This is a genomic window from Lacrimispora xylanisolvens (genome assembly GCF_002934545.1).
Taxonomy (GTDB): domain Bacteria; phylum Bacillota; class Clostridia; order Lachnospirales; family Lachnospiraceae; genus Lacrimispora; species Lacrimispora xylanisolvens.
On record NZ_PTJA01000002.1, the window covers coordinates 335,213 to 361,432 of the forward strand.

Here is a 26,220-nt window from a genome sequence, read left to right on the forward strand (position 1 = left end):
ATGAGCATGACATTCAGATTGCGGTGCTGGATATTGAAATGCCCGGGATCAACGGCATTGAGGCGGCACAAGAGATGCGGCGGCGCAAAAGTCAGTGCAGTATTATTTTTCTGACCGCTTTTGATGATTTTTCTTATGCCAAAAAGGCTATCGGAATCCGGGTTCTTGACTATTTATTAAAGCCCTGCAAGGGAGAGGAACTGATTGGTGTGCTGGATGAAGCCATGCGTCTGGCTGACAAAGCTCTGCTGGAAGAGAAGGGGGCGGAAGTTCAGACAATAATGGAACCTGTATTCAGGCCTTCTGCTGAATTGAGCGCAGGTGACGGGCAGATAAGGCTTCATAAAGTAGCAGAGGCGATACGGCAATACATGGAGGAAAACTATGTCAGGGACTTATCCATGCAGGATGTGGCGAGGGTGATGAATTATTCAGAAGCATATTTTTGTAAATTGTTTAAACAATGCTTTGATAAAAATTTTACTACATATCTTACGGAATGCAGAGTGGAAGCTGCAAAAAAACTTTTGACAGAGCCGATGGTCAATGTAAAGGAGATCGGAGAAGCTGTAGGATATAATGATTCCAATTACTTTGCAAAGGTATTTAAGAGGGTTACCGGTATCAGTCCAACAGAATACCGTATAAGCATATTCAACAGAAAATAGAGGCGAATATTGTTGAATATATAAAAATTTAACCGTTTCCTTGCGAAAAGCTGCCAGATATAATAAAATATGTTAATAGGATGTTAAGAAGGGGCAGAAAACTATTAAGACAGCGTTAAGGAAGGACGGGGGTTTATGAGAAGGGGACTACCAGGTGTATTGATGGGTGTTGTCATGGCAGTAGTTCTTTCTGGCTGCATAGGATCAGAACAGACAGTTGCGAAGGGGGATCCGGACAAGAATCAGGGTCCGACAGAAGCGGCTACCCCTGAATATGTATTTACCTATGCAGAAAACCAGGCGGAAGATTATCCCACAACCCAGGGAGCATATAAATTTGCAGAACTGATCAGCCAGAAAACCAATGGAAGAATTTTAATCAATGTCCAGGCAGGCGGGGTATTGGGAGATGAAAAGTCAGTATGTGAGCAGCTGCAGTTTGGTGGCATTGATTTTATGAGAATGTCCTTGTCTCCATTGGCAGAGTTTGTTCCAAAGCTGAACGTACTGCAGCTTCCCTATCTTTACCGGGATGCAGACCACATGTGGCAGGTGCTTGACGGAGCCATTGGAAAGGATTTCATGAATTCCTTTGAAGGTTCCAATCTGGTGCCTTTATCCTGGTATGATGCCGGTGCCAGAAATTTTTATAATTCCGTCCGTCCCATCAGGAGGCTGGAAGATATGAAAGGGCTAAAAATTCGTGTTCAGGAATCAGAGATGATGATTGGGATGGTAGAAGCACTGGGAGCAAGTCCTGCACCGATGTCTTACGCGGAAGTTTATTCCGCCCTGCAGACAGGAGCAATTAATGGTGCAGAAAACAACTGGCCCTCCTATGAATCCACCAGTCATTATGAAGTGGCAAAGTTTTACACCATTGATGAACATAACCGCGTACCAGAACTTCAGCTTTGTTCACAGCCTACCTGGGACAAACTTTCCATGGCGGATCAGGAAACAATTAAAGAGTGTGCATTGGAGTCAGCGGAGTATGAAAGAATGCTGTGGTCGGAACGTGAAAGAAAATCGGAGGAAAAGGTCCGTCAGGCAGGGTGCCAGATTATAGAACTGTCGCCGGGCGAGAAGCAGAAATTTCAGGATGCAGTAAAGCCCATGTATGAGAAGTACTGCAGTGATTATATGGATATTGTAGATGCAATTATAGATACTGGAAAATAAGAATGACCCAGCCGGATGTCTTTTGGATATCCGGCTGGGTTTCTCTTTTGGGAATCACTGCTTTTTATCTTTCACCTTTGCTTTGGGAAGATAGGGGTAGAGATCCTGGTATGCTTCCCGTTCTTCGTCTGAGGCCGGTTCTGCCGGTATCAGTCCGGTTAAATCTGTGGTGGAACAGGCCTGAATATCAATGTCATAGTTGTTTTTTGCAGTGACCCGGTCCGCCTTCCCGGCAGAGTCTTTATTTTTATCTGATTTCATATCAAGTCTCCTTTCCGTGTGATTGTTATCCCTTTTTAGTGTGAGAAAATCTACTGTAAATATTCATGGTTTCGTAAAGTCCCCTTTGGCGTTATAATATTGACCAAACGTTATTGAATAAGGGCGATTTGTCCGTAAATAGATTTACAGGGGGATAATTTATGAAAATTGCCTTATTAATTGACCAAAGGCTTAAAATGATTGTCGAAGGAACGGAGTATAATATGATTTTATTATATCCCGAAATGCAGGAAAATTCCAATAAGCTTTTAAAATATGCTGCTTTTTTTAATGGAAAACCATATATTTTCAACATGAAGGAGATCTTATATCTGGAATCCTATTATCGGAAGACAAGCATTGTGATAAAAAATGAAAGAATGCGGATTAAGGCAAGGCTGAATGAAGAGGAAGGAAAATTTCCCAAAGACTGGTTTACCCGTATCAGCCGCCATAATATTGTCAATATGCAGCATATTAAGACTGTAAAAGGAGATGAGATCGAAATGGCCAATGGAGATGTTTTGTATATCAGCCATAGCAGAAGAAAAGAATTTGGAAAGAATTACAGAGCTTTTTTAAAATTAAATGATAGATTGATTTAAAACAGAAAACGCCATAATAATGACAAAAAGTGCACACCCCATTGTCAGGAGCATAGTCGGGTGTTATTGTTAATGCAATGCAAATACTTCCAAGATCGGCAGTTCCTATCTAATTCGATTCTGTTATACGTAATCCAATTGCAGACAGCGAAAGTTCAGCCGATTTCGCTGTCTGTTTTTCTTTGCCTTATGTGACTGGCATATCTTTTGAAAATTCTTCTAAAATGCAGAACCGCCTGTAGATCCTTCTGAAAATCAGGAATGACAGGAAAAGAAACACAGTTCCGGCCGCGAACAAAATCCGGTTTATGATAAAAGCCCTGGGCTGGATTAAGAAAGGGGATCCCATTGCATTTATCTCCTCCTCACTATATCCCGCATCTGATAAATAACTATGAAAATATGGAATCAGTTTCTGTTTCATAGGGATGATCTCACCGTCAATAAATATTTCCATCCGGGGCTTTTGACCGCCTTTTAAGAATGCATAAGTTTCATCAGTCAGTCTGTCAAAAGATAAATTCTGATTATGATCTGTTTTAAGACCCAGATAACCGCCGTAAAAAGGAATGATATAATAGTTTCCAGAGTTCTTCTTTGGAACGATGATACCTTCGCTGTTTTTTTCATAAGTGGTATCGGAGGCGAAATAATCCAGTGCATAAACCACATTCCCCTCAACATGACTCCCGATTTTGATTTCTCTTCCATCAAGAAGATCTTCAAAGGTGACAGGAGGGAGAAATGATGTAATAAAGCCAGAGAAAGAGAGCAGGATGAGAATCATGCCTGCTGTAAATAATATTAAAATACTGCCGTTAATAGACTGCAAGATTTTATTCATTGATCCATAAACTCCTTCTCCATAAGTTTATACAATGTCATGGTAACAAAAGTGATAATAAATGTCAAGAAATATAAATATATGAAACCGAAAAAACAAATGGTCGTTTTTATGAAACGTTTAATATTTCTATATTGACAATTTATAAAAAATCTGAGTTAATAAATAAAAAGATCTCTGGAGGAAATAATGGCGACAATTAAAGAGCTGGCAAAATGCTGCGGCGTATCAGTGGCTACAGTTTCCAATATTTTAAATAATAAACCTGGTGCCAGTGATAAAACCAGGAAGCTGGTTTTGGAAATGGCAGAGCGGCTGAATTATACGCCCAATATTGTGGCAAAAAATTTAAAGATGCAGAAAACCAGAAGCATCGGTGTAATTGCGGAAGATATGACTATATTCAGCATACCGGATATTATTGACGGAATCACGGATTATTGTCAGAAGCAGGAATACCAGATTCTGTTAACCAATCTAAGACTGTTTAAAAAATATAATGATACTTACTATAACAAAGACGATTATTATGAACTGGTCAGGCAGGAAATTAAAAAGCTGATGGAAAAACAGGTAGAGGGAATTATCTACGTGGCTGCTCATGAGCGTGTGATTCACTGCATACCGGATAACCTGCCCATTCCCGCTGTTATGGCATACGGGTATTCCAAAAGCAGGAAAATCCCTTCTGTCGTGGTAGATGATGTCAGTGGAGCCGCTGCGATTGTAACCTATCTGCTGGATCAGGGACACAAAAAGGTAGGGGTTATAACCGGAAAGCCGGACAGTCTTCATGCACAGGCCAGGCTGGTGGGATATCAGCAGGTTTTATTTCAGAATAAAATTCTATATGATCCAGGTCTTGTGGCAGAGGGGGACTGGACAAGAGAGTCCGGATACCGCTGTGCCGCCGAACTTCTTGAAAAAGGAGTTTCTGCCATATTTGCAATGAATGATCTGATGGCAGGCGGGGTTTACGACAGAGTGGAGGAATTAAAACAGACCATAGGCAATGAAATCTCCGTTGCCGGATATGATGACAGAGAACTTTCAGGATACTACCATCCGCCTCTGACAACGGTCAGTCTGCCGCTCCATGATATTGGATATAAGGCCAGCGAGTGGATGATAGAGCTGCTAAACGGAGGAGAGCTGGAACATACAGAGGAAAATGTATGCGCAGTGGAATGCATGCTTCTGATACGGAAATCAGTGAAGAATATCAAATAGAATTTAAGTATTTATTCGAACGTTTATCTGTTGTTAACACAGACAGACGTTCTTTTTTTGCCTTGAAAAGATAATTCGACAAAATTAAACAAAAAATTATATAAAATTACATAGTTAAACGATTTAAATTCAGTTTAAAATTATGCAAAAATACTTTACATTACCCTTTTCATGTGTTAGTATGCAATCATATATATGAATTTTAGTGAAAAACAGGCATCGTGAGCAGAGATAAACACAATAAAAGCCGGATTAGTGAAAAATTATATGAAACGTTTAATAAGCCGGCAGGTACCTCCCTGGGGGGAGCTTTTTAGAATCATGCAGATGGCAGAATCTGTGTTGATAAGAAAGAATTAAAAAGGAGGATTCATTCATGAAAAAAAGAGTATTGGGGGCTCTTGCATGTGCGGCCATGGCGGTGATACTGGCAGCAGGCTGCAGTACTAAAGGCAGTTCGGGTGAAGCAGGAAGCAAAGGGGCCTCTGCCGGAAAGAAGTCAATGGAGGTAGCAGGCAGCGATGTTACTACCATAAATGTGTGGACATTTATTGAATTGCATCAGGACTTTTATGTTAACATGGCTGAAAAGTGGAATGAGGCACATCCTGATAAAAAGGTGAAGCTGGTGTTAAGCAATATGCCTTACGATGACATGCATAATAAGCTGTCTCTTGCATTGGAATCAGGAGAAGGGGCACCTGATGTTGTGGACATTGAGCTTGGCAAGTTTCCGGCCTTCATGGTTGGCAATATCGGTTTAATGGAACTGAATGATGTAATTGATCCTTACCGCGATAATATTGTGAAATCCCGTCTTGGAATCTATTCCAAAGATGGAAAGGAATATGGTCTTCCCACCCATGTAGGTACTACGGTGGCATTTTACAATGAAAAGCTGTTGAAAGACGCAGGAATTAATTATCAGGATATCAAAACCTGGGATCAGTTTAAAGAGGCGGGAGTGAAATATCACGAAGCCACCGGAAAGTATTTCTCCTGTGTGGAGACCTCGGCATCCTGGATGGTGAACCTGATGCTGGCTCAAAAAGGCGGAGATTACGTTGATGAGAAAGGGAATCTAAACTTAAACAGCAAGGAACTGACAGAAGTATTGGAATACATAAAAGGAATGCAGGAAACTGGAGCCTTTGCAACTGTTCCGGGAGGACAGCCGGATAATGAAGAGGCTTATCCTTCCTACAATACGGGAGAGTATGCCGTGCAGATCATGCCGTTCTGGCAGACATCCAGATTTGTAAACTACATGAAAGACTTAAAAAAGCAGGTTGCCATCTCAACCGTGCCTGTCTGGAATGAGAATGATAAAGAGGTAGCAACCATCGGCGGAGGCGGTACAGGAACCGCAATTGTAAAATCAGGCAAGAATGCAAAGCTGGCTGCAGAAGTCATGGCTTATATCAAGCTTTCCGAAGATTCCAACCGTGAAGTATGGAATGTGCTTGGATTTGATCCTGTTAATACGGCAGTATGGACGGATAAGTCTCTAACCCAGAATCCCGATAACCAGTTCATTCAGTATTTTACCAATTACCCCTTTGATACGCTTTTAAAAACAAAGGACAGCATCGGACTTTTAAGAGCATATACCGATGAGAAGTATCCTTCGATCAATAATGAATTGTGTACTGTAACCTTAAACAGTATTTTTGAGGATGGGAAAGATGTAAAAGAAGTCCTTGATTCTTCCCAGGAAACCTTAAAAAATGAATTTAAAAAATAAGATCAGGAACGCCGCAGGGAGTGATACCCCTGCGGCTGCTGTGTAGAAATCATTACTGGAAGGAGGACAAAATGAAGAAATTCTTCTATTCGAAAAAAATAGCTCCTTATGTATTCATCTGCCCTTTTGTGATAACCGTGCTGTTGTTCTGGATCGTTCCTGTCTGCAACGGGGTACTTTTAAGTTTTCAGGATGTATTGAAAAATAAATGGGTGGGGTTTGATAATTATTCCAGACTTTTAACGGATAAAATATTTATAAAAGCTTTATGGAACAGTTTTAAATACATGACCGGAACCTTGATTTTACTGATCCCATTTCCCATGCTGTTTGCAACCATGTTAAACAGCAGGTGGATTAAAAAGACGGAGTTTTTTAAGTCTGTGTATTTTATACCGGCTCTTACCTCTGTTGTAGTTGCAGGTACCATATTCCGGCTGATGTTTGGAGAATCTGCGACCTCTCTGTTTAATCAGGTTCTGGGAATGCTGGGAGTAAGTCCGGTTAAATGGTTAAAAGGGGCAGGCACAAGCTTTTTTGCTCTTCTTCTCCTGGCTTGCTGGAGATGGACCGGCGTAAATATTTTATATTTTCTGGCAGGCTTACAGAGCATACCAACGGATTTATATGAAGCAGCTTCCATAGACGGTGCGTCCGGCTGGCAGCAGTTTATTAAAATCTCAGTACCTCTTGTAAAGCCCACCACCGTTTATGTGCTGACCATCAGCATCTATGCCGGCCTTTCCATGTTCTTAGAGAGCAACATGCTGTTTAAAGGAAACAATTCTCCCAATAACATCGGGCTTACAATCGTGGGATATTTATACAGACAGGGAGTGGAGAAACGGGCTTTGGGTTATGCATGTGCAGTCGGTCTTATTTTACTTCTAGTCGTTATGATTGTGAACTTAATTCAGCTGAAGGTGACTGGAACGTTTGAAGAGGGGAGGGACTGATATGAGCAGAAGCATGAAAAAAAGTGGGGTAACCGTTGTCTTTTATTTGATCTTTACCCTTCTTGCTGTGGGGATTTTTCTTCCCATCTGGGTCCTTTTTATTGCCAGCTTTAAACCGGGAGGCGATCTTCTCCAATATGGCCTGAATCTGGATTTAAATGTTTCCAGAATGAATCTGGATAATTATATTCTTCTGTTTTCAGGGCAGCATGAATACTGGAGATGGTTTTTCAACAGTATTACTCTGACTGTGATCACAGTACTTGGTACTTTACTGATCAGCTCTTTTGTGGGATATGGTTTTGCCGCCTACGATTTCAAGGGAAAAAAGTTTCTGTTTATCCTGGTGCTCCTTATTTTATCCATTCCTCTGGAAGTTGTTATGCTGCCCCTGTATAAACAGATTTCCTCATGGAAGCTGATGGACAGCTATACAGCTATCGTTCTGCCGTTCCTGGCCCATGCATCAACCATCTTTTTTTTCCGGCAGTATCTGCTCAGCATTCCAAGGTCATTAATGGAAGCTGGGAGAATTGACGGTGCTACGGAGTATGGAATCTTTTACCGTCTTATTGTTCCGCTTATGAAACCGGCGTTTTCTGCTATGGCAATCTTAAATGGAATGAATGCATGGAACAATTATCTATGGCCTCTGCTGGTAATCCGGTCTTCGGATAAATATCCGTTGACGTTAGGGTTAAACACACTGATTAATCCTTATGGAGATAATTACAGTCTTTTGATCGTGGGTTCCGTTTTTTCTGTCATTCCTATTTTTCTGCTTTTTGTTGCATTTCAAAAGTACTTTATCGAAGGAATGATGGCAGGTGCAGTAAAAGGCTGACGATATATTATGGCAGATATGCCAGGTGCGATTCATTTTGAGCTTAGTGAAATTTAGACAGGGTGAAAGCTTTCAAGTTATAAAATTCAAATCCTCAGGACAGAGATGTTCAGGGGATTTTTTGCTGCCATGCCTCAAATAGTATAGAACGGATCTAAAATTGAAGAAAAAGGGCATATAAAGAAAAATGTTCTTATCATGCCACGCAAGTTAATAACGGCGAGGCAAGGATAAAGAGCCGATTGCTGATATGCCCTAAACAAGAATAGAGAAGGTTGGAAAATCGGAGATATGTGGCAGAGGGATGAAAAATAGTTATTGATGCCTCATTATATTTAAAATAGTAATGATTAGGTGGTGGTGAAATTTACTTTTTCAAATCATATAGAAAACGTTTTCCTCGTTTTAACTTGATGTACACATCTGGAGACGTTATAATAGAAATGTTACAAAAGATAAAAGGATTAAGTCCTGTTGCATACAGAAATGGAGGGAACTATGGCTGGAATCGAATTGACAGGCAGACGTTTGAACCAATACATAGAAAATTACGTAGTATTTGATTTAGAGACAACGGGAGTGGATACACAGGAAGACTCCATTATAGAGATATCTGCAGTGAAAGTGAAGAATCATGTGATAACGGACCAGTTCAGCAGGTTAATTAATCCAGGGACTCATATACCGGCAGGGGCAACAAAAGTTAACGGAATAACGGATGAGATGGTAAGAGAAGCGCCCAGGCTTACTGAGGTTCTGCCGGAATTTCTTTCTTTTATAGAGGGAGAAGTCTTAATCGGGCATAATATTCAGACCTTTGATCTGCTGTTTTTATATCGGGTATCGGAAGAACTTCTTAGAATATCGTTACCCAATGATTATATTGATACCTTATATATGGCAAAGGAGCGACTGCCCCAGTTGTATCGCCACCGGCTTACGGATATTTCCGAACATTTTAATATACCCACGGAAGGGGCACACCGGGCTCTTTCAGACTGCATGATGAATCAGCAGTGTTATGAGCAGATGGGAAAGCTTTCCGGGACTGGAGAAGAATTCATATGTCCCCAGTGTGGTGGCTTATTAAAGAAAAGAAACGGCAAATTTGGTGTATTTTACGGCTGTTCCAATTATCCCCAGTGCCGTTTTACAAAAAATGGTTGAATCACGCTGACTGTGTGATGCAAAGAAGACAGACTGCATAGACTGTTGTACCAGAAAAAGGAGGGAGCGGTATGGAGGATAAAAATTTATATAATAAGGTCATGTTCATTGCACTTTGTTTAATTGTTGTATTGCTTTGTGCCGGAGTTTACAGTTACATAACGGGCAGTAATGATATAGATGTTCCCAGAGGGAAAGCACAGGTTGTAACAACGGAAGCGACAGTTTCATCTACACTCCTTCTCTGACAGAAAGGAAAAACATGGAATTTAGTATTGAGCGGGCATCTGGGGAAGATGCCGAAATGATGGCGGAAATCATTGAAAAAGTATGGGCGGACATCGATAACAAGCACTGGTTTGTTGCTGATGACAGTGAATATACTACCCGAATCCTGAAAGAAGGAAACGGACTGGGATATAAAGCGGTGGATAAAGATTCCGGCGCGGTTGCAGGTGTTTTTATTGTTGCGCTGCCTGGAATGAAAGAAGAGAATTTAGGCAGGGATATTGGGCTGGCGCAGGAGGAATTGGAAAAAGTGGCACACATGGAATCGGTTGCAATCCTTCCTTCCTACAGAGGCAATGGCCTTCAGTATTCCATGATGCAGCGGGGAGAAGCAGATCTTAAAAAAATGGGATACAAATATCTGATGTGTACCGTTCACCCTGATAATAACTATAGCAGAAATAATGTATTAAGGCAGGGATATGAAGTAGTTCTCACCAAAGAGAAATACGGTGGATATATTCGGGATATACTGTTAAAAAAGCTGTTTTAAGCGCATTTAGGTACAGCAGAGGAAAGGTGAGAAGGATGGACATAAAAGAAATGCTTAACCTGGTAAAAAACGGTGAGATGGGGGTAGATGAGGCACAAAAGATCTTAAAGGATCTTCCTTATGAAGATTTGGGATATGCCAAACTGGATCATCACCGGGCTCTCCGCTCGGGCTTTGGAGAAACAGTGTTCTGTCAGGGCAAGCCAGATGAATATCTGGTGCAGATCTACAAAAAATTCTTTGAACGGGACGGAGAGGTCCTGGGAACCAGAGCGACGAAAGAACAGTTTGAGTTAGTGAAAGCGGCAGTTCCTGAAGTTACCTACGATCCTATTTCAAGAATCCTTAAGGTTGAACGGAAGAATAAAGAAAGAACCGGCTGCATAGCGGTCTGCACGGGCGGTACTGCGGATATACCGGTTGCAGAGGAAGCAGCCCAGACAGCGGAATACTTCGGTTCTTACGTGGATCGGATTTATGATGTGGGCGTGGCGGGAATACACCGCCTGTTGTCCAACCGGGAACGAATTGGACAAGCCAACTGCATCGTGGCAGCGGCCGGAATGGAAGGCGCTTTGGGAACTGTCATAGCAGGCATAGCGGAATGCCCGGTAATAGCGGTACCCACATCAGTTGGGTATGGGGCCAGCTTTCATGGATTATCAGCACTTTTAACCATGCTTAATTCCTGCGCAAATGGCATTTCGGTAGTAAATATTGACAATGGGTATGGGGCAGGATACATTGCGACACAGATCAATCGACTGGCGGTAAGATAAAATGAAAAAAATATTATATTTGGAATGTAATTCGGGAATCAGCGGGGATATGACGGTGGGAGCTCTCCTGGATCTGGGCGCGGATAAAGAAGTACTGGAAAACGCGCTGGATAGCCTTAATTTAAGTGGATACCACCTTCATTTTGGAAGAACAAAAAAGTGTGGACTTGATGCGTACGATTTTGATGTTCATCTGGAGACGGAGCGTGAGCATAGCCATGAGCATGAACACAGCCATGAGCATGAACACAGCCACGAGCATGAGCACAGCCATGAACATGAACACAGCCATGAGCATGAACACAGCCATGAGCATGAACACAGCCATGAGCATGAACACAGTCATGAACATGACCACAGTAATGAGAATCATCATTCTCATGAACACAGGAACATAGGTGATATATATAAAATTATAGACCGTCTGGCAGCGGATGAACGGGTAAAAGCTATGGCAAGACGGATGTTTGATATTGTAGCGGAGGCAGAGGCCAAAGCTCATGGTATTCCGTTGGAAGAGGTACATTTTCATGAGGTTGGGGCGATTGATTCCATTATTGACATTATCAGTGTTGCTGTCTGCGTGGATAATCTGGGAGTGGATGCAATCGTTGTTTCACCTTTGGCAGAGGGATTTGGAAGCGTACGCTGCCAGCATGGAGTGATTCCTGTTCCCGTACCAGCCACAGCGAATATCGCATCGGCATATAGTTTGAAACTGCGTCTGACCGATAATGAGGGAGAGATGGTTACCCCTACTGGTGCGGCGATTGCGGCGGCTTTAAAAACAGAAGACAGACTGCCGTCATCCTGTCAGATTCTTAAGACTGGAATGGGGGCAGGGAAAAAGGAATTTAAGCAGGCCAATGTTCTGCGCGCCATGATTCTTTCTGAGGAGGAAGATTCGGCGGGAGATGAGATGTGGGTTTTGGAGTCCAACATTGATGACTGCAGCGGTGAGGCACTTGGCCTTGCCATGGAGTCTCTGCTTGACGCAGGCGCGGCTGACGTGTGGTATACACCAATCTTCATGAAAAAGAACCGGCCCGCCTATATGCTTTCTGTCATCTGTAAAAAAAACCAGATCGAATCCATGGAAGAGATCCTGTTTATTCAGACGACAACCATTGGAATAAGGAGATGCCCTGTTAACAGGACGGTTCTGCCTCGTGAAAAGAGAACAGTGATGACACAGTGGGGAGAAGCAGAGATTAAGGTGTGTAAATATAAAGACAGGGAATTTTATTATCCGGAATATGAGAGTGTAAAAGCCCTGTGCCGAAAGAGCGGACTGGATTATCATACTATTTACCGGAATCTGCAAAGGGAGGATTAAGATCACATGGATGAAAACTTATTAAGTCTTAAGGTAAAACTGGAAGAGGCGATGGGGGAGTACGCCAAAGAAGATATCTGTCTTGCTTTTTCCGGTGGAGTTGATTCCAGTCTCCTGTTAAAAGTTGCGGCAAAAGCGGTGGAAAAGACAGGGAAAAAGGTGTATGCTGTAACATTTGACAGCAGGCTCCATCCATCCTGTGATCTTCAAATTGCTTCTAATGTGGCAAAAGAGCTGGGGGGAATTCACCAGATAATTACCGTAGATGAGCTGGAGCAGGAGGAGATTCGTTTCAATCCAGTAGACAGATGCTATTTATGCAAGAAAAAGCTGTTTTTAAGTCTGAAGGAATTTGCAGGGGAAAGAAATATTCCTGTTATTATGGATGGAACCAATGAAGATGATATGCATGTGTACCGTCCTGGGATCAGAGCTTTAAAAGAACTGGGAATCATCAGCCTTCTGGCAGAACTTCATATCACCAAGGCACAGGTAAAGGCATTAGCCGCGGAATATGGAATCTCTGTGGCACAGAGACCATCTGCTCCCTGTATGGCAACCAGACTGCCGTATAATACAGAAATAGATTATGATATTCTGGGAAAAATCGGTGAGGGGGAGGAGTTCCTCCGATCCCGTTTTAAGGGGAATGTTCGGCTGAGGCTGCATAAGGATATTGTTCGGATTGAAGTGGATCAGGATTCGTTTGCCAGTGTTTTAAAAGACAGGGATGCTGTGATCTCTTATTTAAAAGAACTTGGTTTTGCCTATATTACTTTGGATTTGGAAGGGTTTCGCTCTGGAAGCATGGATGTGGGGATTCAATAATTTGAAATTATTTACAGGGGGGATAGTATGCATAAGTTAGGTATTTCAATTTACCCGGAACACAGTACAAAAAGTGAAATAAAAAGCTACATGAAACTGGCATCAGGGTATGGTTTTAATAGAATTTTCACCTGCCTGCTGTCAGTTCGGAAATCAAAAGAAGAGATAATAAAAGAGTTTGCTGAATTTATGGAACTTGCACACCAATACGGGTTTGAAGTTGCCGTTGATACCAATCCGGCAGTATTTGCATATCTGGGAGCGACTCCCTTTGAAATAAAACCATTTGCTGATTTAGGAGTCGATATTATCCGATTGGATGGACATTTCGGAGATTTGGAAGATATTGCAATTACCAGGAATCCCTATATGATACCCATTGAATTTAATGGATCATCCAATATGGATCTGGATTTATTGGTGGAGCGGGGTGCTGATCGCTGGAATATGGTGACGTGTCATAATTTTTACCCGCAACGATATTCAGGGCTTGGTTGGAAACGTTTTCTGAATTTAACTGAGAAATATAAAAAAAGTGGATTCAGGACCGCGGCTTTTGTTTCAAGCCAGAATAAGAACACCTTTGGACCGTGGCCGGTAAAAGCAGGGCTGCCCACCTGTGAAATTCACCGTAATCTCCCTATAGATTTGCAAATGAGGCATTTGTTAGCCACCAATATAATTGATGATATAATTATAGGTAATTGCTTTGCAACAGAAGAAGAGTTAAAGCTTATGTCTGAAGTGGATTGCAGTAAAATTACGTTTCATATTGAGATAGTGAAAGACTGTACAGAATCTGAAAGAGAGCTTATATTTAAATACAGACATCTTTCAAGAGGAGATGCATCTGATTATATGATACGCTCGTCCTGGCCCAGAGAAGCGTATAGGAATAAAAGTATCCCTTGCAGAGAATTGAAAGGAGATTTCTTTCATAAAGGAGATGTGGTTGCGGTAAACGATAATCTGGCACATTACAGAGGAGAACTGCAAATTGTGCTTCAGGATATGCCAAATGATGGTGAAAGAAACCTGATCGGGAAAATACCGCGGGAAGAATGGATTCTGTTGGAATGTCTGCTGCCTGAATATGAATTTGGATTCATACATAACTGATAACTACAAGAGTGAGAGATTTTTGATCTTTCACTCTTGCAATTGTTTTTGAATAAAACAAAGGGAGAAATAAAAATGGATAAGATCAATTTAGAAGAAAAGTTTCAGCTCTTTCACGAATATTGGAGCCCCAAAATTGTTGGAGAATTAAATGAATCATACGTAAAGATTGCTAAGTTTAAGGGAGAGTTCACCTGGCATACCCATGACAACGAAGATGAGATGTTCTATGTGGTAAAAGGCGTGCTGACAGTAAAATTCAGAGATAAAGATGTATGCCTGAAGGAGGGAGAAACAATTATTATCCCCAAGGGAGTAGAACATATGCCTGTTGCGGAGAATGAAGTTCATGTGCTTTTAATTGAACCTAAAAGTACATTAAATACTGGCAACGTCACAAACAGTAAGACGGTTGTAGATCTGGAGAGAATTTAATAAATAAGGCAGATTCTGTAGAACCTGCCTTTTAAAATTTATGGTATTATTACTGTGCACTTATGGAATCTGCAATGGACATATGGCAGATGCGTTTTACTGGACCTCGTACAGCCAGAATAACGGATAATAAGACAATTGTTATGATAATGGCCATTTGTATAAATGGAACATTCCACTGCTCGCCCCAGTGAGAAGTTACCAGTTTTGCGTACAGGAACTGGTTGAGCATTAACCCGAAAATACTGCCGAAGATACAACCTGTAATCGCATAGGCAGAGGCTTCTGCAACTATCATATTTATCAGCTGGCGGTTACTTAAGCCAATGGCACGAAATGCACCATACTGCTTCATACGGGAGGAGACACTCATGGCAATGCTGTTTACAATATTGAATATGGTAATTAAAGCAATCAAAGCCATGAATCCATAGATAAACAATCCAAAAGAGTAATACGAACCTATTACGCTGCGATTACCGGAGCGTTCATCGGAAAAGGTGACATCCATACCAACTGTTCTGTGAATTTCATCAACATCAGCTTCTGTTGCGTTCTTAGATAGCTTCAAATCAATAATGGTATAATTCGTTTTACCGGTCAGCTGCCGGAATGTATTTTCAGAACAGATGATTGTTCCAATGTCGGGGGCATTGTTAAAGGGGCTGGAAGAAAGAGAACCGACGATTTTTATATCTGCCGTTTGCCCCCCTATGTGCAGAGAGACCGTATCTCCGGTTTTTATGGTATTTTGCGGTTTAAAAACAATCAGTCCGGTATTGTTTTTCTGTTGGACGGAATTGAAAGATCCATCCAGTAAATAATTCTTAGCCCATCTGAATTGATTTTCCTCATAAGAAATCAAATCCACTTTTTTTTCCTGACCATTTACCGTAATTGGTACGTTATAGGCAAACATTCTCCCGTATACCTGCTTAACCGCCGGATTTTCTTTTAATTTTTCCAATAAGCTACCAGGAACCGAACAGGTATTATTAGGGCTTACAATAGATAAATCCGGAGTCCACGGCTTCAAGGGAGTAAGGGAATGATGCATAAAATCAATTGTGACCGAAAACCCCAAAAAAAGAATAATACTGAGTGAAAAGGAAGCTACCATCAAAATAAAGTTTTTTTTGCTGGCTTTCGCATGATGGAATCCAAGAACTGTATCAATTTTAAATAGTGTTGTATTTGCCGCTTTGCGCACAGGCTGCAGAGAATTTGCATTTCCGGATACGGCTGCAAGTGGCGAAACCCCGGCAGCTCTTTTTGCCGGTGAACGAGCCGCCAGCAGAACCGTCAGGATACCAACACAGATGCCGGCCATGATACTGGGCAGGCTTATTCCAAATACCGGCATTTCAGCAAAGTATTCCGGGCTGAGAAAACGTAGTAAGGCGCACAAGATCCAAATAATAACGGCTCCCAAAGAAATGCCCGACGGTATAGCAAACTTACACCAGCCAAGGGCTTCCCTCCGGACGAATCTCATCAACTGCTTTGGGGTGGCACCGATACAGCGAATCATTCCAAAAAATTCCGTGCGCTGTGCCACATTGCTGTTTAGGCTGCTGGCAATCATCATAATGCCTGCCAGCAATACTAATAAAAATAAAACAGCAGCTGAACAATAGATTTGCATCATAAAAGAATTTCCGCTTTGACCAAGTAAGCCCAGTAACTTCGTATTTTCCGAAACCTGTTCGTCCGAAAGTCCCAGTTGAGATTTCATATCGGCAATTGTACTTCGTATATTGCTATGAGTAGAAAACTGTACAAAAAAGATGCTGTTATACTCAGCAGGCTGACCATTTGAGACTCCAGGATATAAAGAGCGAAATGCCTGGGTAGTCAGGCAAACTGCGTAGGAGTCTTCTTTCATTGTTTTAGCAGCATTTTTAGTAAAGCCAGAAATCATGAATTTATAGCTGGTTCCGTCAGGTCCATAGACTGAAATGGAATCTCCGATTTGCAAGCCAAGCATTGTCTTCGCGTTTTCGGTGACCATAGCCTCATGGTCATTCTGTGGAAAGTCTCCGTCCTGAATATCATGAGTTTGCATTTTAGTAATCCAGTCTTTATCACTTCCCACTATAATCACGTTTTTTCCTGATACAGTATAGCCTTGTTCGCCCCTGAAATTAAGGACACCGTACCAGGAAGATGCGGTTACCTCCGGCCGTGCAGAAATCAGGGTGGCTTGTTCTTCGTTTATGTTTCGAAACATCACATGCCAATTACCGTCCTCAATACGGGCCTGCATGATCTGGCTGCGTATAAACATGTCGGCCATACCAAAAATAGTTGTGACCAGAAACACCGCTAAAACAATGCAGAATACAGACATTCTGTTCTGCCTTTTATGGACTTTGGCTGAAATGGGAACAAGGTCAAGATAACTTTTCATTCTCTTTGCCTCCCAAATCCGTCAGAACCCCATCCGAAACCCGCAGCACGCGGTCTACTGAGGTAGTCAGATGATTGTTATGGGTAATCATCAGAATCGTTTGCTGATAAAGGCGGGATGCCTTGACCAGTAAATCAATTACATCCTTACTGTTTTTGCTGTCCAGATTTCCGGTGGGTTCATCCGCCAGGATCAGTTTGGGCCTTGTGATCAGAGCCCGTCCAATGGCAACACGCTGCTGCTGGCCGCCGGATAACTGGCAAGGCAAGTGATGGCGGCGTTCCAAAAGCCCTAAGACTTTTAAAATTTCATTCACAGCCGATTGATCGGGTTTTCTGTAATCCAGAAGAATGGGAAACATAATATTCTGCTCCACAGTCAATTCTGCAACAAGCTGGAAAGACTGAAATACAAAGCCGATATTACGCCGCCTGAAAATGGTACGCTGTTCTTCTTCCATTGAAAATAAATCATTTCCGTCCATATAGATATTCCCGGCAGTAGGGGTATCCAGAGCTCCGATACAATTAAGCAGCGTACTTTTACCGGAACCTGATTCTCCAACAACGGCAGCAAATTCTCCCTGTTCTAATGTAAAAGAGACATCTTTCAGGGCATTTACCTGATTTTCACCTGTTCCGTAGGTTTTTGATAAATGACGTACTTTTAAAATCTGCATATGATGAGTACCTCCTTTCAGAAGAGAATAACAGGTACATCTTACAATCGGGTGAATAACAGCTTACAGTTACGTAAGGAAGGAAATCGTAAAAACGGTCCCTTCCCCCAGTGCGCTTTGAATGGAGATGATACCTCCCTGACCCTCAACAATGGCTTTTGCCAGTGACAGACCCAGACCGATTCCCTGGGTATCCAGAGATTTTTTGCTGCGGTAAAAACGTTTGAATACGTGATGTAAATCTTCCGGTGCAATACCGGAGCCATTATCTGAAATCATGATGCGCAGCATGGCAGGGGTCCGGTTCCAGGAAACGTGGATTGTTCCACCCGAATCGGTATGATCCAAAGCATTTTTAACTATATTTCCAATTGCTTCGCTGGTCCACTGCTTATCGCAAATAAGAGTTTCTTCCGGTACTTCATCTACAATAATTTCTTTTCCCTCACGGGCTGCCCTTGTTGTCAGTTCACTGACAGACTGGGAAATTAATTCCCATAAACCACAGCTTTCTTTTCCAAACACAATACTGCCGGCGTCTAATCGGGTTATTTTCAGCATGACTTGAATCAGTTGTTCCATACGTTTTAGTGCTAATTCTGTTTTTTGGGAGTATTCTATTACGGTTTGAACATGATCCGGCTCCTCAGAAATAATTTCATGATACATAGTAAGAGCCGCAAGTGGTGTTTTCAGCTGATGTGATATGTCTGAAATAGTACTTTTTAAAAAATCTTTCGCTTTCTTCTCAGCTTCGTTTTTTGACTGCAGGATCATAGCAAGCTGATCTACACAGGCAAAGAGACGATATATGGTTCCTTCTTTCATTTGCGGCATGTGGTAAGAAAAATCGCCTTCTGTAAAATTGGTAATTACCTTTGCTGCCTGCAGATAGAGCTGCTCTCTTTTCCAAAAAAAAATAAATGATCCAGCCAAAAGCAAAGAGGACAGAATCACGCTAAAAAGCAGCATACAGTATAAGGAAATCTTATGAAATTCATCAATAAAGGGAAGAAATCTGATTGCGGTATGCTCTGTTACACCTATATCAGCAAGCAGAGCGGCTCCCTCCTGGCTGTTTGTTGTACTGGTAATGGCTTTGGCAATTACATCTTTTGAAACACCCTGTTGAAAAAGAGAAGTCACAACGGCATTGTCGTGGGATAGAAACAGACCATGCATGGCTTTTACCTGAACAGCATTCAAACTAATGACAGAAAGAAAAATCAGCAAAACAAGAGTTAAAATAAACGCGGTATAATGTTTGATTTGCTTATCTTGAAAGAGGTTCATACAGACACCTCATTCCACTGATAACCAAAACCCCGGATGGTGATTAAATGCTCCGGATGGGATGGATCAGCTTCAATTTTTTCCCGGAGCCGGCGAACGTAAACGGAAAGAGTGTTATCGTCCACAAAGTCGCCTGGATTGTCCCACAGTTCATTTAAAATCTGATTGCGGGTAATGACCCGGTTGGAATTTCTTACTAATAAGCAGATAAGACGGTATTCTGCACTGGTTAAATCTAGAGTTTTTTCATTTAACAGCACCCTGCTTCCTAAAAGATCAATCCAAATATCACCACATTCTATAACGGTAAGGTTATTTTGACCGGATTTTCCCGCCCGGCGCAGTAAGGCACGAATCCGGGAACAAAGCTCACCCAGTTTAAAGGGTTTTGTCACATAGTCATCGCCGCCGCTGTCCAGCCCGCGAATGACATTTACCTCTTCATCGGAAGCTGTTAAAAACAGAATCGGAATCGGATATCCCTGTTTTCTCACTTTTTCACATACTTCAAAACCCGTTCCATCCGGCAATGCCACATCAAGAATTAGTAAGTCGTATTGATCCATTTTAGGTAAACAGCCTATGGCTTCTTCTACGGTACGGACGAGTTCAACATCAAAGCCATTGCGCTTTAAAGAATAGTTCAATCCATCTACTAAGCTGATGTCATCCTCTAAAAGTAAAATCCGATTGCTCATCATACCTCCTCCTTTTGTTTCTGGGCTGGATTTAAGAAATATAAGTGGATTCCATATCTTTGATTTTTTTATAAAGCATATCGTTTACTGGAACAGCAAGACCGTGTTTCGCGGCAAGTCTGCGTACTGTGCCCGAAAACATCTCTACTTCCGATGGTCTGTGGGCGATCCCATCCTGGCGCATGGATGGAACTCCCTCAGGTGAAAGGGTTTTTAAAAGTTCTATGTATGCTTCCAGGTCGCCTTCTGTCAGGGTAATGCCTTCTTTTTGCGCCAGCAATATTACTTCTCTCATGGCTCCGACTAATGTATCGTATGGGGTACCTGGAGTAAGAGCCTGGGCATAATTGGCCTCATATGCCATACAGGTCTGATTGATTCCCACATTTAACATGAATTTCCCCCAGAGCCTTTTTGAAAAATCACGTTCGGTACGATAGGAGATTCCGGCGGAATCAAAATATCTGGTTAAGGCATCGAGCCGATTTTCCTGTCCCTTTATTCTGGTACCAAGACATAATTCTCCGGATCTGGTATAAGTTAAATCGGCGCCGAATTTCATGGCATCCATTCCCTGAGCGATACAATAGAGTACTTTTTCATCTCCATACCGTTTGCCTGCTATCGCTTCGCTGTCAATTCCATTCATAACTGAGATTATGGTGGTATCAGGCCCCACTGAGGAAGCCATTAGTTCCAGTGCTGATGGCAGGGCGTTGTATTTAACCGCTATAATTATCAAATCTGCAGGACATGCATTTTCAGGCGCTTTCATGGGAAAAGACCAGGGGGTCCCATTTATTGTAAAAGTCATTTTCTGATAGCGCTGGATTCGTTTCTGGTCAGCAAGAAAATAGACAGAATCAGGTCCAAAAGCAGAGTAGATCTGGCTTGCATATAACATACCCAGTGCACCCATTCCAATGACGGCAGTCTTTTTAATATCTTTGTTCATGTTTTCCCTCCCCAGGATTAAATTACCAAATTATAAGTTATAAAATTAATCTTATCATAGATGTTTTGCTTTTGGAATATGAAGATACATGATCTGGCAATCCAAAAGCAGAGTTACTTACTCTGCTTTTTTCTGAAGGGTTAACTGAAACAAGTCATTGTCTTCGATATCTTCTATATTTATAATATCTGATATTTCCAGAATCCCCTTTTTTAATGTGGGATCTGCCATTCGCTTTGCTGATTCAGCAGCAATCAGTCCGGTAAATCTTCCTTCATCATGTCCCCATGCATACAGGCTTTTCTTACCGGACTGAATAGACACGATAAAAATATCTGAACCAATTTTGGGATTCCGAAGCAATTGTTCTGCCATCTTATATATTTTTTTATTCTTCAATAATCTGAGAAATCCAAGTTTGTTTGCCCAATACAGGAATACAGTGATAATAGACTGATCGAAACCCAGATAAGTGGTAAATATCTTATCTTTAAATTTATTATTTAACATGTGCTGGTCCACAAAGTTAAAATTAAACGAATAAAATCGCTTCTGCATTGTCTCCATTTTGTTTTTTTTAGTAAATGGCTTCATATTACCATGGATGATATGACTGTAGTTTTTCGTAAAATTATCCAGAGTCCATTTTATGGCAGCATCTCCGTGTTTTTCGCCCATCCCTAAGATAAGCTGTATATCAATATATTTTTCTGTGGGATACATTTGGACAAATTTTTCGGCCAGAAGATTTGTAAGTCCAGGAGCAAGACCAATTCCCAGCAAAATTTTGCTTGTGCCCTTAAGTTTAAGTTTACGAATCTTATCAATATATTCTGAATTTGCAGTGACATCCATATAATCGATTCCGTTTTTATCACAATATTCTACCAGCAGGGTATTCTCCTGATCGACACAAACAATAACCCAGCCTACATTTTGTAGCAATGCAAAATCAATGTTAAGAATATCCATTACGCAGATTTCTGCTTTTAGCTGTTCTTTTTGAATGAACCTTTTCATTTTCTCTTCGTTTCGTCCTGCCAGGATCAAACTGTAGTTTTTCAGTTCTTTTGTAATAGACTGGCCTACCTTACCATGCCCGCCAATAATCATGATTTTACGATCTGGATTCATTTTCGCCCTCCTCTTTTGGATTATGAGTGATTTTGTATTAAACCGATAGCATGTTCTAAAAATCCTTTAATAGTTGCTAAATTTTCGCTGGAAGTTCCATTGAGAAAATCGAAAAGTGATTGATCATTATCACTATGATATTTTTCATGAGCCCTGTAGGCAGCATTTCCCTTTTCCGTCAAATAAAGTAAATAGCGTTTTTTATCTTCCGGATCATCTTTTTTTATGATTAAATCTCTCTCTGATAATTTCTGTAAAGTCTTATGAACAACCGGTCTTGTTATACCATATTTCCTCGCAAGCTCAGCACTGTGAATTCCCGGATAATCTCCAATTGTTTTAATCATGTGAATTTCTCCACGATGAAACGTCATATCCTCACTTCCAAAATTGAGAATATTCGTTTTAGAATTTGAAATACTTTCCGTTAATTCAATAAATGAGTTGATTACATCTTTTGAATTCACAGATTCATTCTTTTCCTCTTTTCGGTAAATGTAACCCTCAAACATAGCAACCTTCACCCTGTCCACTGGAGTAAGACCACACGTTTGTAATGCTGTTTCAATATCCTGAGCACCAGGAGGTAAGGGGATGCCATCCAGAAACCCGGACAGCCAGCTTAACATATTTGCAGGAACAGCGTCTTTTTCATCTGCAAACTGCCCTATAATAAACAAATAACCGCCGTCTTCTAATGAATCAGATACTTTCTTTATGAAATCAGTTAAATCACCCTCAACAAAGTTCAGAACGCCTGAGGCAATAACCATATTATAAAGTCCGCCCAAAGGGTCATGATTGAAATCACCTGAAATCACCTGGACCTTTTGCTGTACCCCATATTTCTCCACAATTTCCCTTGTAACCTTAGAAACATCCGGCGTTTCCATGACGGTTGCCTTACTGTTTGGAAAATGTTTGATCAGTTCCACATCCAGAATGCCTGCTCCGCCTCCCAGATCCAGTATGTTGAGATACTCGTTATGATCAGGAAATAACTTGTCCACTTGATTTATAAATGCCTGTACACGTCCGGAGTACATTTCAGGAATAGACAAACGGGCAAGTTCAGAAAAATCATAAGTCTCATTATTTGCGGAAGGTACTGACTTTATCTTTTCTTCCAGTTGTCCAAGAGAGGTCATCTTTTCCCGAAACAAGAGTGTATCACCAAGAAACACATTGCTGTTGCGGGATAAAAAGTTTCTTGTTTCTGGTGTATTTCTATAATATTCTTCCTGCTTATTCACCAAACCGCAGGAGACCAGTGATAACAACATAAGTTCCATATGATGCTTGTCGCAATTAATCGCTTCTGCTACAGCTTGTGCAGTCTGAGGTGTATCAAGATAGGAAAAAATATTCAAACGTATTGCAGCAAAAAGCAATTGAGCCTCCTGGTAATTGTGCATGACTTTATAATAACGCTTTGGACTGTTTTCTACTTCAGACATAAATACTTCTCCTTTATTATAATAATTATTCTTACTAATGTTATCCTAGCATACAATCGTTTTGTTTGTCAATAAAACATTATTAGTTTGCACATGAAAAGCCTACCATCGGTGATGAGGCGATTGGTAGGCTATGAGTAGGAGCATATTAAAGTTTTATATTACATACTTAATGGATGAATTCGTCCCATAAGGTTTTCCGTGCAGGCCAATTTTCCATCTAAGGTTATTACGACAGCACCCAAATCTTTCAGATTATTCACTTTATGAATGATTGATACTGCATCCAGTCCAAACAATTCTGTGGTATAAATATCACAGTCCAGGGACCGGTCGGCGACCACAGTCAGAGAAGCAATATTGCTTTCCATGGGATAGCCGGTTTTGCTGTTAAAAATATGATGGTATTTACTGCCTTCCTTTTCAAGGACTCTTTCGTAGATACCTGATGTTACAACAGACTGATTCCTTATTTTAACCAGTGCAGCCGCATTTCCTCTGGGTAAAAACGGGTTCTGGATTCCCACGTTCCAGTCACTGCCATCGGAGGGGGAGTCTCCATGCACCAGCACATTGCCGCCCATATCTACCATAGCTGAAACCGCGCCATGATCTTTAAAAAACTCCATGACCTTATCTGCGAAATAGCCCTTGGCAATGGCTCCCAGGTCTAGTTCCATTCCTTTTTTTTGCAGAAAGACGGTTTTGTTCTCCTCATTAAGCTGGATCGATTCAGGATCTAAAAGCTCCAGCACTTTTGCTATGGACTCTTTATCTGGTACATGTGCTTCTGTAAAACCGATTTTCCAAAGCTTTATTAACGGTCCGATTGCGATGTTTAAAAATGAATTCTCATTCAGACTATGTTTTTTTCCTGTTTTTATCAGTTCATACAGCTCCTCATCCACCTTTTGAGGTGCGATTCCAGCCATTTTTTTTATCATCGCAAGCTGGGAGTGATCACTGTTGGCACTAAAGATCTCATTATAACGGATCAGCATTTCTTCCGCCTTTTTTGCCAGCATTTCTGTTTCTTCTCCCTTAATAGAAAGGGAAATTTTTGTTCCCATAAGATATATAATCTTTGTATACTCTGTCATTTCATTCTCCCAGATCGGAATTGTTCTGTCCATGAATCAAAAAGGCATTTATCAGGTCATGATCAATATTGGATAGTTTTCTTTCATTGTGGTATGCTATGAAGTAGTCTAAGCTCAGTTCGTCTATGGGTATCTGATAGAGATTGTATTCCGACGGACTTTCCTTCACATAGACGCTTTCGGGAATAAAGGTGATTCCTAAATTACCTGTGGCAAGCTTTAAAATGGTATTGATCTCTGTGCTCTCCATGATGATACGGGGTTCAACCTTATAAAGGTTTAGCAATTGGTCGATTTGTTTTCTGATGGCGGAGCCTTTGGAGGTGAGAACCAGCTTTTGGCATAAGATTTTACTCATGTCGATGCTGCCTTCCGAAATGACGGCTCTATCTTCCTGATACAAATCGCTGCAGCGGGGGATCACAGCCCGGTATCTGTGTCTGCCCCAGCTGACCGAGTTTAAGTTGGGTGAAATATTCCTTGAATTTTGCCCAATCCAGAAATCCAGCTCATTGTTTTGGGTCAGCTTCTCATTTTTTTCAGGCAGACTTTCCAATAATTCAATTCTGCAGTCTGGATGCAGGGTAAGAAAATCAGGTAGAAAAAGAGGTAGAAGGTAGGTACCAAGACTGGGAAGAACCCCTATTTTTATAACCGTTTTGTCAATATCTGATACATCGGATATTTCCCTTAGCAGCTTTGCATAATTATTTTCTAATGAGGTCAGATATTGATAATAGATTTTTCCCTGTTCGGTTAACCGATAAGGCAGCTTGTTCCTGGTGATCAGTTCGCAGTTTAATTCATTTTCCACTCTTTTAATCACCTGCGTCAGATAAGGTTGAGAAATATAAAGGGATTTAGCAGCCTTGCCATAGTTACTGTATTTTAAAATGGCATCAATATAATACAGAATTTCCTGAGAAGAGATTTTCGACATTTTATTCCTTTCTTTGAGAAATAATTTGCTTTTTTGCGATTATTTTTGATTATAACAAATTTGTTATCAAACTTCAATAAATAACTATTAGATAATATAAGAACGATGTGTTAAAATTATATCAAACACATAAGTACAACTGTGAGAACTTAATGGATAGGAAGGAGATTACTATGAAATATTTAGCAATCGTGGGCACGAATTCAGATGTGTCAACTAATCGCATGCTGCTTCAATTTATGCAAAAACATTTTTCCAGTGAGGCGGAGATTGAATTATATGAGATAAAAGATTTACCAGCCTTTATGGAACCAGAGGATTCTGAAGTTCCTGAAAAGGTAGAGGAGTTATCCGAAAAAATCTTAAATGCAGACGGCGTTATTATAGCAACTCCGGAGTATGATCATGCCATACCAGCAGTTTTAAAGAGTGCTCTTGAATGGATCAGCTATACAAGTCAGGCGCTTACGGATAAGCCTGTTTTAATTGTAGGGGCTTCCCATGGTACACTTGGTTCTTCCCGTGCCCAGGCCCACTTAAGACAGATTCTTGATTCCCCTGAGCTGGCAGCCAGAATTATGCCAAGCAGTGAGTTCCTGTTAGGAAAATCACAAGCCGCATTTGATAATGCCGGAGATCTCATCTATCCGGACAAGTTAGCCGAGCTTGATGAAATTTTCAGGGAATTTGTTCTGTTTACGGATATCACGATGAAACTTTTGGCAGAAAAGGTTCAGAAGAAAAGCGCAAAAAAATTCACTTGGCAAGAGTAGGA

26 protein-coding genes and 1 pseudogene are annotated in these 26,220 nt (G+C 41.1%); 16 read left to right on the forward strand and 11 right to left on the reverse strand.

All coding sequences use genetic code 11. The annotated features are described in order from the left end of the window. Positions 1–2: 2 nt before the first annotated feature. Together BXY41_RS27420 and BXY41_RS04900 are read left to right on the forward strand one after the other, a co-directional pair. Positions 3–668, forward strand: a pseudogene (locus BXY41_RS27420) (response regulator transcription factor); the annotation flags it as partial. A 135-nt stretch (positions 669–803) separates the two neighbouring features. Further along, complete coding sequence (locus tag BXY41_RS04900; protein WP_242980040.1) at positions 804–1,850, forward strand: TRAP transporter substrate-binding protein; 1,047 nt, start codon at positions 804–806, stop codon at positions 1,848–1,850. A gap of 54 nt (positions 1,851–1,904) precedes the next feature. On the opposite strand, the gene BXY41_RS04905 is transcribed toward BXY41_RS04900, so the two are convergent. After that, complete coding sequence (locus BXY41_RS04905) at positions 1,905–2,111, reverse strand: hypothetical protein (RefSeq protein ID WP_104435283.1); 207 nt, start codon at positions 2,109–2,111, stop codon at positions 1,905–1,907. Positions 2,112–2,272: 161 nt separating this feature from the next. Here BXY41_RS04905 and BXY41_RS04910 point away from each other — a divergent pair, with 161 nt between their 5' ends. Beyond that, entirely contained in the window at positions 2,273–2,716 is a 444-nt protein-coding gene (locus BXY41_RS04910) for a LytTR family DNA-binding domain-containing protein (protein ID WP_104435285.1), read from the forward strand. Between the two features lie 187 nt (positions 2,717–2,903). Here BXY41_RS04910 and BXY41_RS04915 read toward each other — a convergent pair whose 3' ends face one another. Further along, positions 2,904–3,560 (reverse strand): DUF6709 family protein, encoded by a 657-nt coding sequence (locus tag BXY41_RS04915; protein WP_104435287.1) that lies wholly within the window; start codon positions 3,558–3,560, stop codon positions 2,904–2,906. A gap of 189 nt (positions 3,561–3,749) precedes the next feature. Between BXY41_RS04915 and BXY41_RS04920 the strand changes: the two genes are divergently transcribed. The 12 genes from BXY41_RS04920 to BXY41_RS04970 all read left to right on the forward strand — a co-directional run bounded on the left by BXY41_RS04920 (position 3,750) and on the right by BXY41_RS04970 (position 14,779). Continuing rightward, entirely contained in the window at positions 3,750–4,790 is a 1,041-nt protein-coding gene (locus tag BXY41_RS04920) for a LacI family DNA-binding transcriptional regulator (RefSeq protein WP_104435289.1), read from the forward strand. A gap of 376 nt (positions 4,791–5,166) precedes the next feature. Next, a complete protein-coding gene (locus BXY41_RS04925; RefSeq protein WP_104435292.1) occupies positions 5,167–6,534 on the forward strand; it encodes an ABC transporter substrate-binding protein in 1,368 nt (455 codons plus the stop codon). Between the two features lie 71 nt (positions 6,535–6,605). Further along, positions 6,606–7,490, forward strand: coding sequence for a carbohydrate ABC transporter permease (locus BXY41_RS04930; protein ID WP_104435295.1), 885 nt, complete (start codon positions 6,606–6,608; stop codon positions 7,488–7,490). Position 7,491: 1 nt separating this feature from the next. Further along, positions 7,492–8,334: a carbohydrate ABC transporter permease gene (locus tag BXY41_RS04935; RefSeq protein ID WP_104435298.1), complete on the forward strand. Its 843-nt coding sequence runs from the start codon at positions 7,492–7,494 to the stop codon at positions 8,332–8,334. A gap of 498 nt (positions 8,335–8,832) precedes the next feature. Further along, positions 8,833–9,501, forward strand: a complete 669-nt coding sequence (locus tag BXY41_RS04940) for an exonuclease domain-containing protein (protein ID WP_170072221.1) — start codon at positions 8,833–8,835, stop codon at positions 9,499–9,501. Between the two features lie 71 nt (positions 9,502–9,572). Further along, positions 9,573–9,749 (forward strand): hypothetical protein, encoded by a 177-nt coding sequence (locus tag BXY41_RS26610; protein ID WP_170072222.1) that lies wholly within the window; start codon positions 9,573–9,575, stop codon positions 9,747–9,749. Between the two features lie 14 nt (positions 9,750–9,763). Then, the gene (locus BXY41_RS04945; RefSeq protein WP_104435301.1) at positions 9,764–10,282 is read left to right on the forward strand and encodes a GNAT family N-acetyltransferase; all 519 of its coding nucleotides are present in this window, start codon (positions 9,764–9,766) and stop codon (positions 10,280–10,282) included. A gap of 35 nt (positions 10,283–10,317) precedes the next feature. Further along, positions 10,318–11,061: a nickel pincer cofactor biosynthesis protein LarB gene (gene larB / locus BXY41_RS04950; protein ID WP_104435304.1), complete on the forward strand. Its 744-nt coding sequence runs from the start codon at positions 10,318–10,320 to the stop codon at positions 11,059–11,061. A gap of 1 nt (position 11,062) precedes the next feature. Beyond that, on the forward strand, positions 11,063–12,397 hold the full coding sequence (gene larC / locus BXY41_RS04955) for a nickel pincer cofactor biosynthesis protein LarC (protein ID WP_104435307.1): 1,335 nt from the start codon (positions 11,063–11,065) through the stop codon (positions 12,395–12,397). Positions 12,398–12,403: 6 nt separating this feature from the next. Continuing rightward, positions 12,404–13,225, forward strand: a complete 822-nt coding sequence (larE, locus tag BXY41_RS04960) for an ATP-dependent sacrificial sulfur transferase LarE (RefSeq protein WP_104435309.1) — start codon at positions 12,404–12,406, stop codon at positions 13,223–13,225. 27 nt (positions 13,226–13,252) lie between these two features. Further along, positions 13,253–14,344, forward strand: a complete 1,092-nt coding sequence (locus BXY41_RS04965) for a DUF871 domain-containing protein (RefSeq protein WP_104435312.1) — start codon at positions 13,253–13,255, stop codon at positions 14,342–14,344. A gap of 75 nt (positions 14,345–14,419) precedes the next feature. Continuing rightward, positions 14,420–14,779: a cupin domain-containing protein gene (locus tag BXY41_RS04970; protein WP_104435315.1), complete on the forward strand. Its 360-nt coding sequence runs from the start codon at positions 14,420–14,422 to the stop codon at positions 14,777–14,779. Positions 14,780–14,828: 49 nt separating this feature from the next. Here BXY41_RS04970 and BXY41_RS04975 read toward each other — a convergent pair whose 3' ends face one another. From BXY41_RS04975 to BXY41_RS05015, 9 genes are all read right to left on the reverse strand, one after another. Further along, the gene (locus BXY41_RS04975; RefSeq protein WP_104435318.1) at positions 14,829–17,189 is read right to left on the reverse strand and encodes an ABC transporter permease; all 2,361 of its coding nucleotides are present in this window, start codon (positions 17,187–17,189) and stop codon (positions 14,829–14,831) included. Further along, positions 17,173–17,868, reverse strand: a complete 696-nt coding sequence (locus BXY41_RS04980) for an ABC transporter ATP-binding protein (RefSeq protein ID WP_104435321.1) — start codon at positions 17,866–17,868, stop codon at positions 17,173–17,175. Before BXY41_RS04980 ends, BXY41_RS04975 begins: the two co-directional genes overlap by 17 nt. Positions 17,869–17,937: 69 nt before the next feature. Then, the gene (locus BXY41_RS04985; protein ID WP_104435324.1) at positions 17,938–19,161 is read right to left on the reverse strand and encodes a sensor histidine kinase; all 1,224 of its coding nucleotides are present in this window, start codon (positions 19,159–19,161) and stop codon (positions 17,938–17,940) included. Further along, a complete protein-coding gene (locus BXY41_RS04990; protein ID WP_104435327.1) occupies positions 19,158–19,859 on the reverse strand; it encodes a response regulator transcription factor in 702 nt (233 codons plus the stop codon). Before BXY41_RS04990 ends, BXY41_RS04985 begins: the two co-directional genes overlap by 4 nt. A 31-nt stretch (positions 19,860–19,890) precedes the next feature. Continuing rightward, entirely contained in the window at positions 19,891–20,814 is a 924-nt protein-coding gene (locus tag BXY41_RS04995) for a ketopantoate reductase family protein (protein ID WP_104435330.1), read from the reverse strand. A gap of 117 nt (positions 20,815–20,931) precedes the next feature. Beyond that, on the reverse strand, positions 20,932–21,948 hold the full coding sequence (locus tag BXY41_RS05000) for a saccharopine dehydrogenase NADP-binding domain-containing protein (RefSeq protein WP_104435332.1): 1,017 nt from the start codon (positions 21,946–21,948) through the stop codon (positions 20,932–20,934). Between the two features lie 20 nt (positions 21,949–21,968). Then, complete coding sequence (locus BXY41_RS05005) at positions 21,969–23,405, reverse strand: methyltransferase (RefSeq protein WP_104435334.1); 1,437 nt, start codon at positions 23,403–23,405, stop codon at positions 21,969–21,971. Between the two features lie 161 nt (positions 23,406–23,566). Next, on the reverse strand, positions 23,567–24,505 hold the full coding sequence (locus BXY41_RS05010; RefSeq protein WP_104435336.1) for an FAD:protein FMN transferase: 939 nt from the start codon (positions 24,503–24,505) through the stop codon (positions 23,567–23,569). Position 24,506: 1 nt separating this feature from the next. Further along, positions 24,507–25,445 (reverse strand): LysR family transcriptional regulator, encoded by a 939-nt coding sequence (locus BXY41_RS05015; protein WP_104435338.1) that lies wholly within the window; start codon positions 25,443–25,445, stop codon positions 24,507–24,509. Between the two features lie 173 nt (positions 25,446–25,618). Between BXY41_RS05015 and BXY41_RS05020 the strand changes: the two genes are divergently transcribed. Then, positions 25,619–26,218, forward strand: a complete 600-nt coding sequence (locus tag BXY41_RS05020) for an NADPH-dependent FMN reductase (protein ID WP_104435340.1) — start codon at positions 25,619–25,621, stop codon at positions 26,216–26,218. Positions 26,219–26,220 lie beyond the last annotated feature (2 nt).

Bases quoted from the DNA above. Each gene is read 5' to 3' on its own strand.
- BXY41_RS04900 (WP_242980040.1), top strand. From the start codon at position 804: ATGAGAAGGGGACTACCAGGTGTATTGATGGGTGTTGTCATGGCAGTA.
- BXY41_RS04905 (WP_104435283.1), bottom strand. From the start codon at position 2,111: ATGAAATCAGATAAAAATAAAGACTCTGCCGGGAAGGCGGACCGGGTC.
- BXY41_RS04910 (WP_104435285.1), top strand. From the start codon at position 2,273: ATGAAAATTGCCTTATTAATTGACCAAAGGCTTAAAATGATTGTCGAA.
- BXY41_RS04915 (WP_104435287.1), bottom strand. From the start codon at position 3,560: ATGAATAAAATCTTGCAGTCTATTAACGGCAGTATTTTAATATTATTT.
- BXY41_RS04920 (WP_104435289.1), top strand. From the start codon at position 3,750: ATGGCGACAATTAAAGAGCTGGCAAAATGCTGCGGCGTATCAGTGGCT.
- BXY41_RS04925 (WP_104435292.1), top strand. From the start codon at position 5,167: ATGAAAAAAAGAGTATTGGGGGCTCTTGCATGTGCGGCCATGGCGGTG.
- BXY41_RS04930 (WP_104435295.1), top strand. From the start codon at position 6,606: ATGAAGAAATTCTTCTATTCGAAAAAAATAGCTCCTTATGTATTCATC.
- BXY41_RS04935 (WP_104435298.1), top strand. From the start codon at position 7,492: ATGAGCAGAAGCATGAAAAAAAGTGGGGTAACCGTTGTCTTTTATTTG.
- BXY41_RS04940 (WP_170072221.1), top strand. From the start codon at position 8,833: ATGGCTGGAATCGAATTGACAGGCAGACGTTTGAACCAATACATAGAA.
- BXY41_RS26610 (WP_170072222.1), top strand. From the start codon at position 9,573: ATGGAGGATAAAAATTTATATAATAAGGTCATGTTCATTGCACTTTGT.
- BXY41_RS04945 (WP_104435301.1), top strand. From the start codon at position 9,764: ATGGAATTTAGTATTGAGCGGGCATCTGGGGAAGATGCCGAAATGATG.
- larB (WP_104435304.1), top strand. From the start codon at position 10,318: ATGGACATAAAAGAAATGCTTAACCTGGTAAAAAACGGTGAGATGGGG.
- larC (WP_104435307.1), top strand. From the start codon at position 11,063: ATGAAAAAAATATTATATTTGGAATGTAATTCGGGAATCAGCGGGGAT.
- larE (WP_104435309.1), top strand. From the start codon at position 12,404: ATGGATGAAAACTTATTAAGTCTTAAGGTAAAACTGGAAGAGGCGATG.
- BXY41_RS04965 (WP_104435312.1), top strand. From the start codon at position 13,253: ATGCATAAGTTAGGTATTTCAATTTACCCGGAACACAGTACAAAAAGT.
- BXY41_RS04970 (WP_104435315.1), top strand. From the start codon at position 14,420: ATGGATAAGATCAATTTAGAAGAAAAGTTTCAGCTCTTTCACGAATAT.
- BXY41_RS04975 (WP_104435318.1), bottom strand. From the start codon at position 17,189: ATGAAAAGTTATCTTGACCTTGTTCCCATTTCAGCCAAAGTCCATAAA.
- BXY41_RS04980 (WP_104435321.1), bottom strand. From the start codon at position 17,868: ATGCAGATTTTAAAAGTACGTCATTTATCAAAAACCTACGGAACAGGT.
- BXY41_RS04985 (WP_104435324.1), bottom strand. From the start codon at position 19,161: ATGAACCTCTTTCAAGATAAGCAAATCAAACATTATACCGCGTTTATT.
- BXY41_RS04990 (WP_104435327.1), bottom strand. From the start codon at position 19,859: ATGAGCAATCGGATTTTACTTTTAGAGGATGACATCAGCTTAGTAGAT.
- BXY41_RS04995 (WP_104435330.1), bottom strand. From the start codon at position 20,814: ATGAACAAAGATATTAAAAAGACTGCCGTCATTGGAATGGGTGCACTG.
- BXY41_RS05000 (WP_104435332.1), bottom strand. From the start codon at position 21,948: ATGAATCCAGATCGTAAAATCATGATTATTGGCGGGCATGGTAAGGTA.
- BXY41_RS05005 (WP_104435334.1), bottom strand. From the start codon at position 23,405: ATGTCTGAAGTAGAAAACAGTCCAAAGCGTTATTATAAAGTCATGCAC.
- BXY41_RS05010 (WP_104435336.1), bottom strand. From the start codon at position 24,505: ATGACAGAGTATACAAAGATTATATATCTTATGGGAACAAAAATTTCC.
- BXY41_RS05015 (WP_104435338.1), bottom strand. From the start codon at position 25,445: ATGTCGAAAATCTCTTCTCAGGAAATTCTGTATTATATTGATGCCATT.
- BXY41_RS05020 (WP_104435340.1), top strand. From the start codon at position 25,619: ATGAAATATTTAGCAATCGTGGGCACGAATTCAGATGTGTCAACTAAT.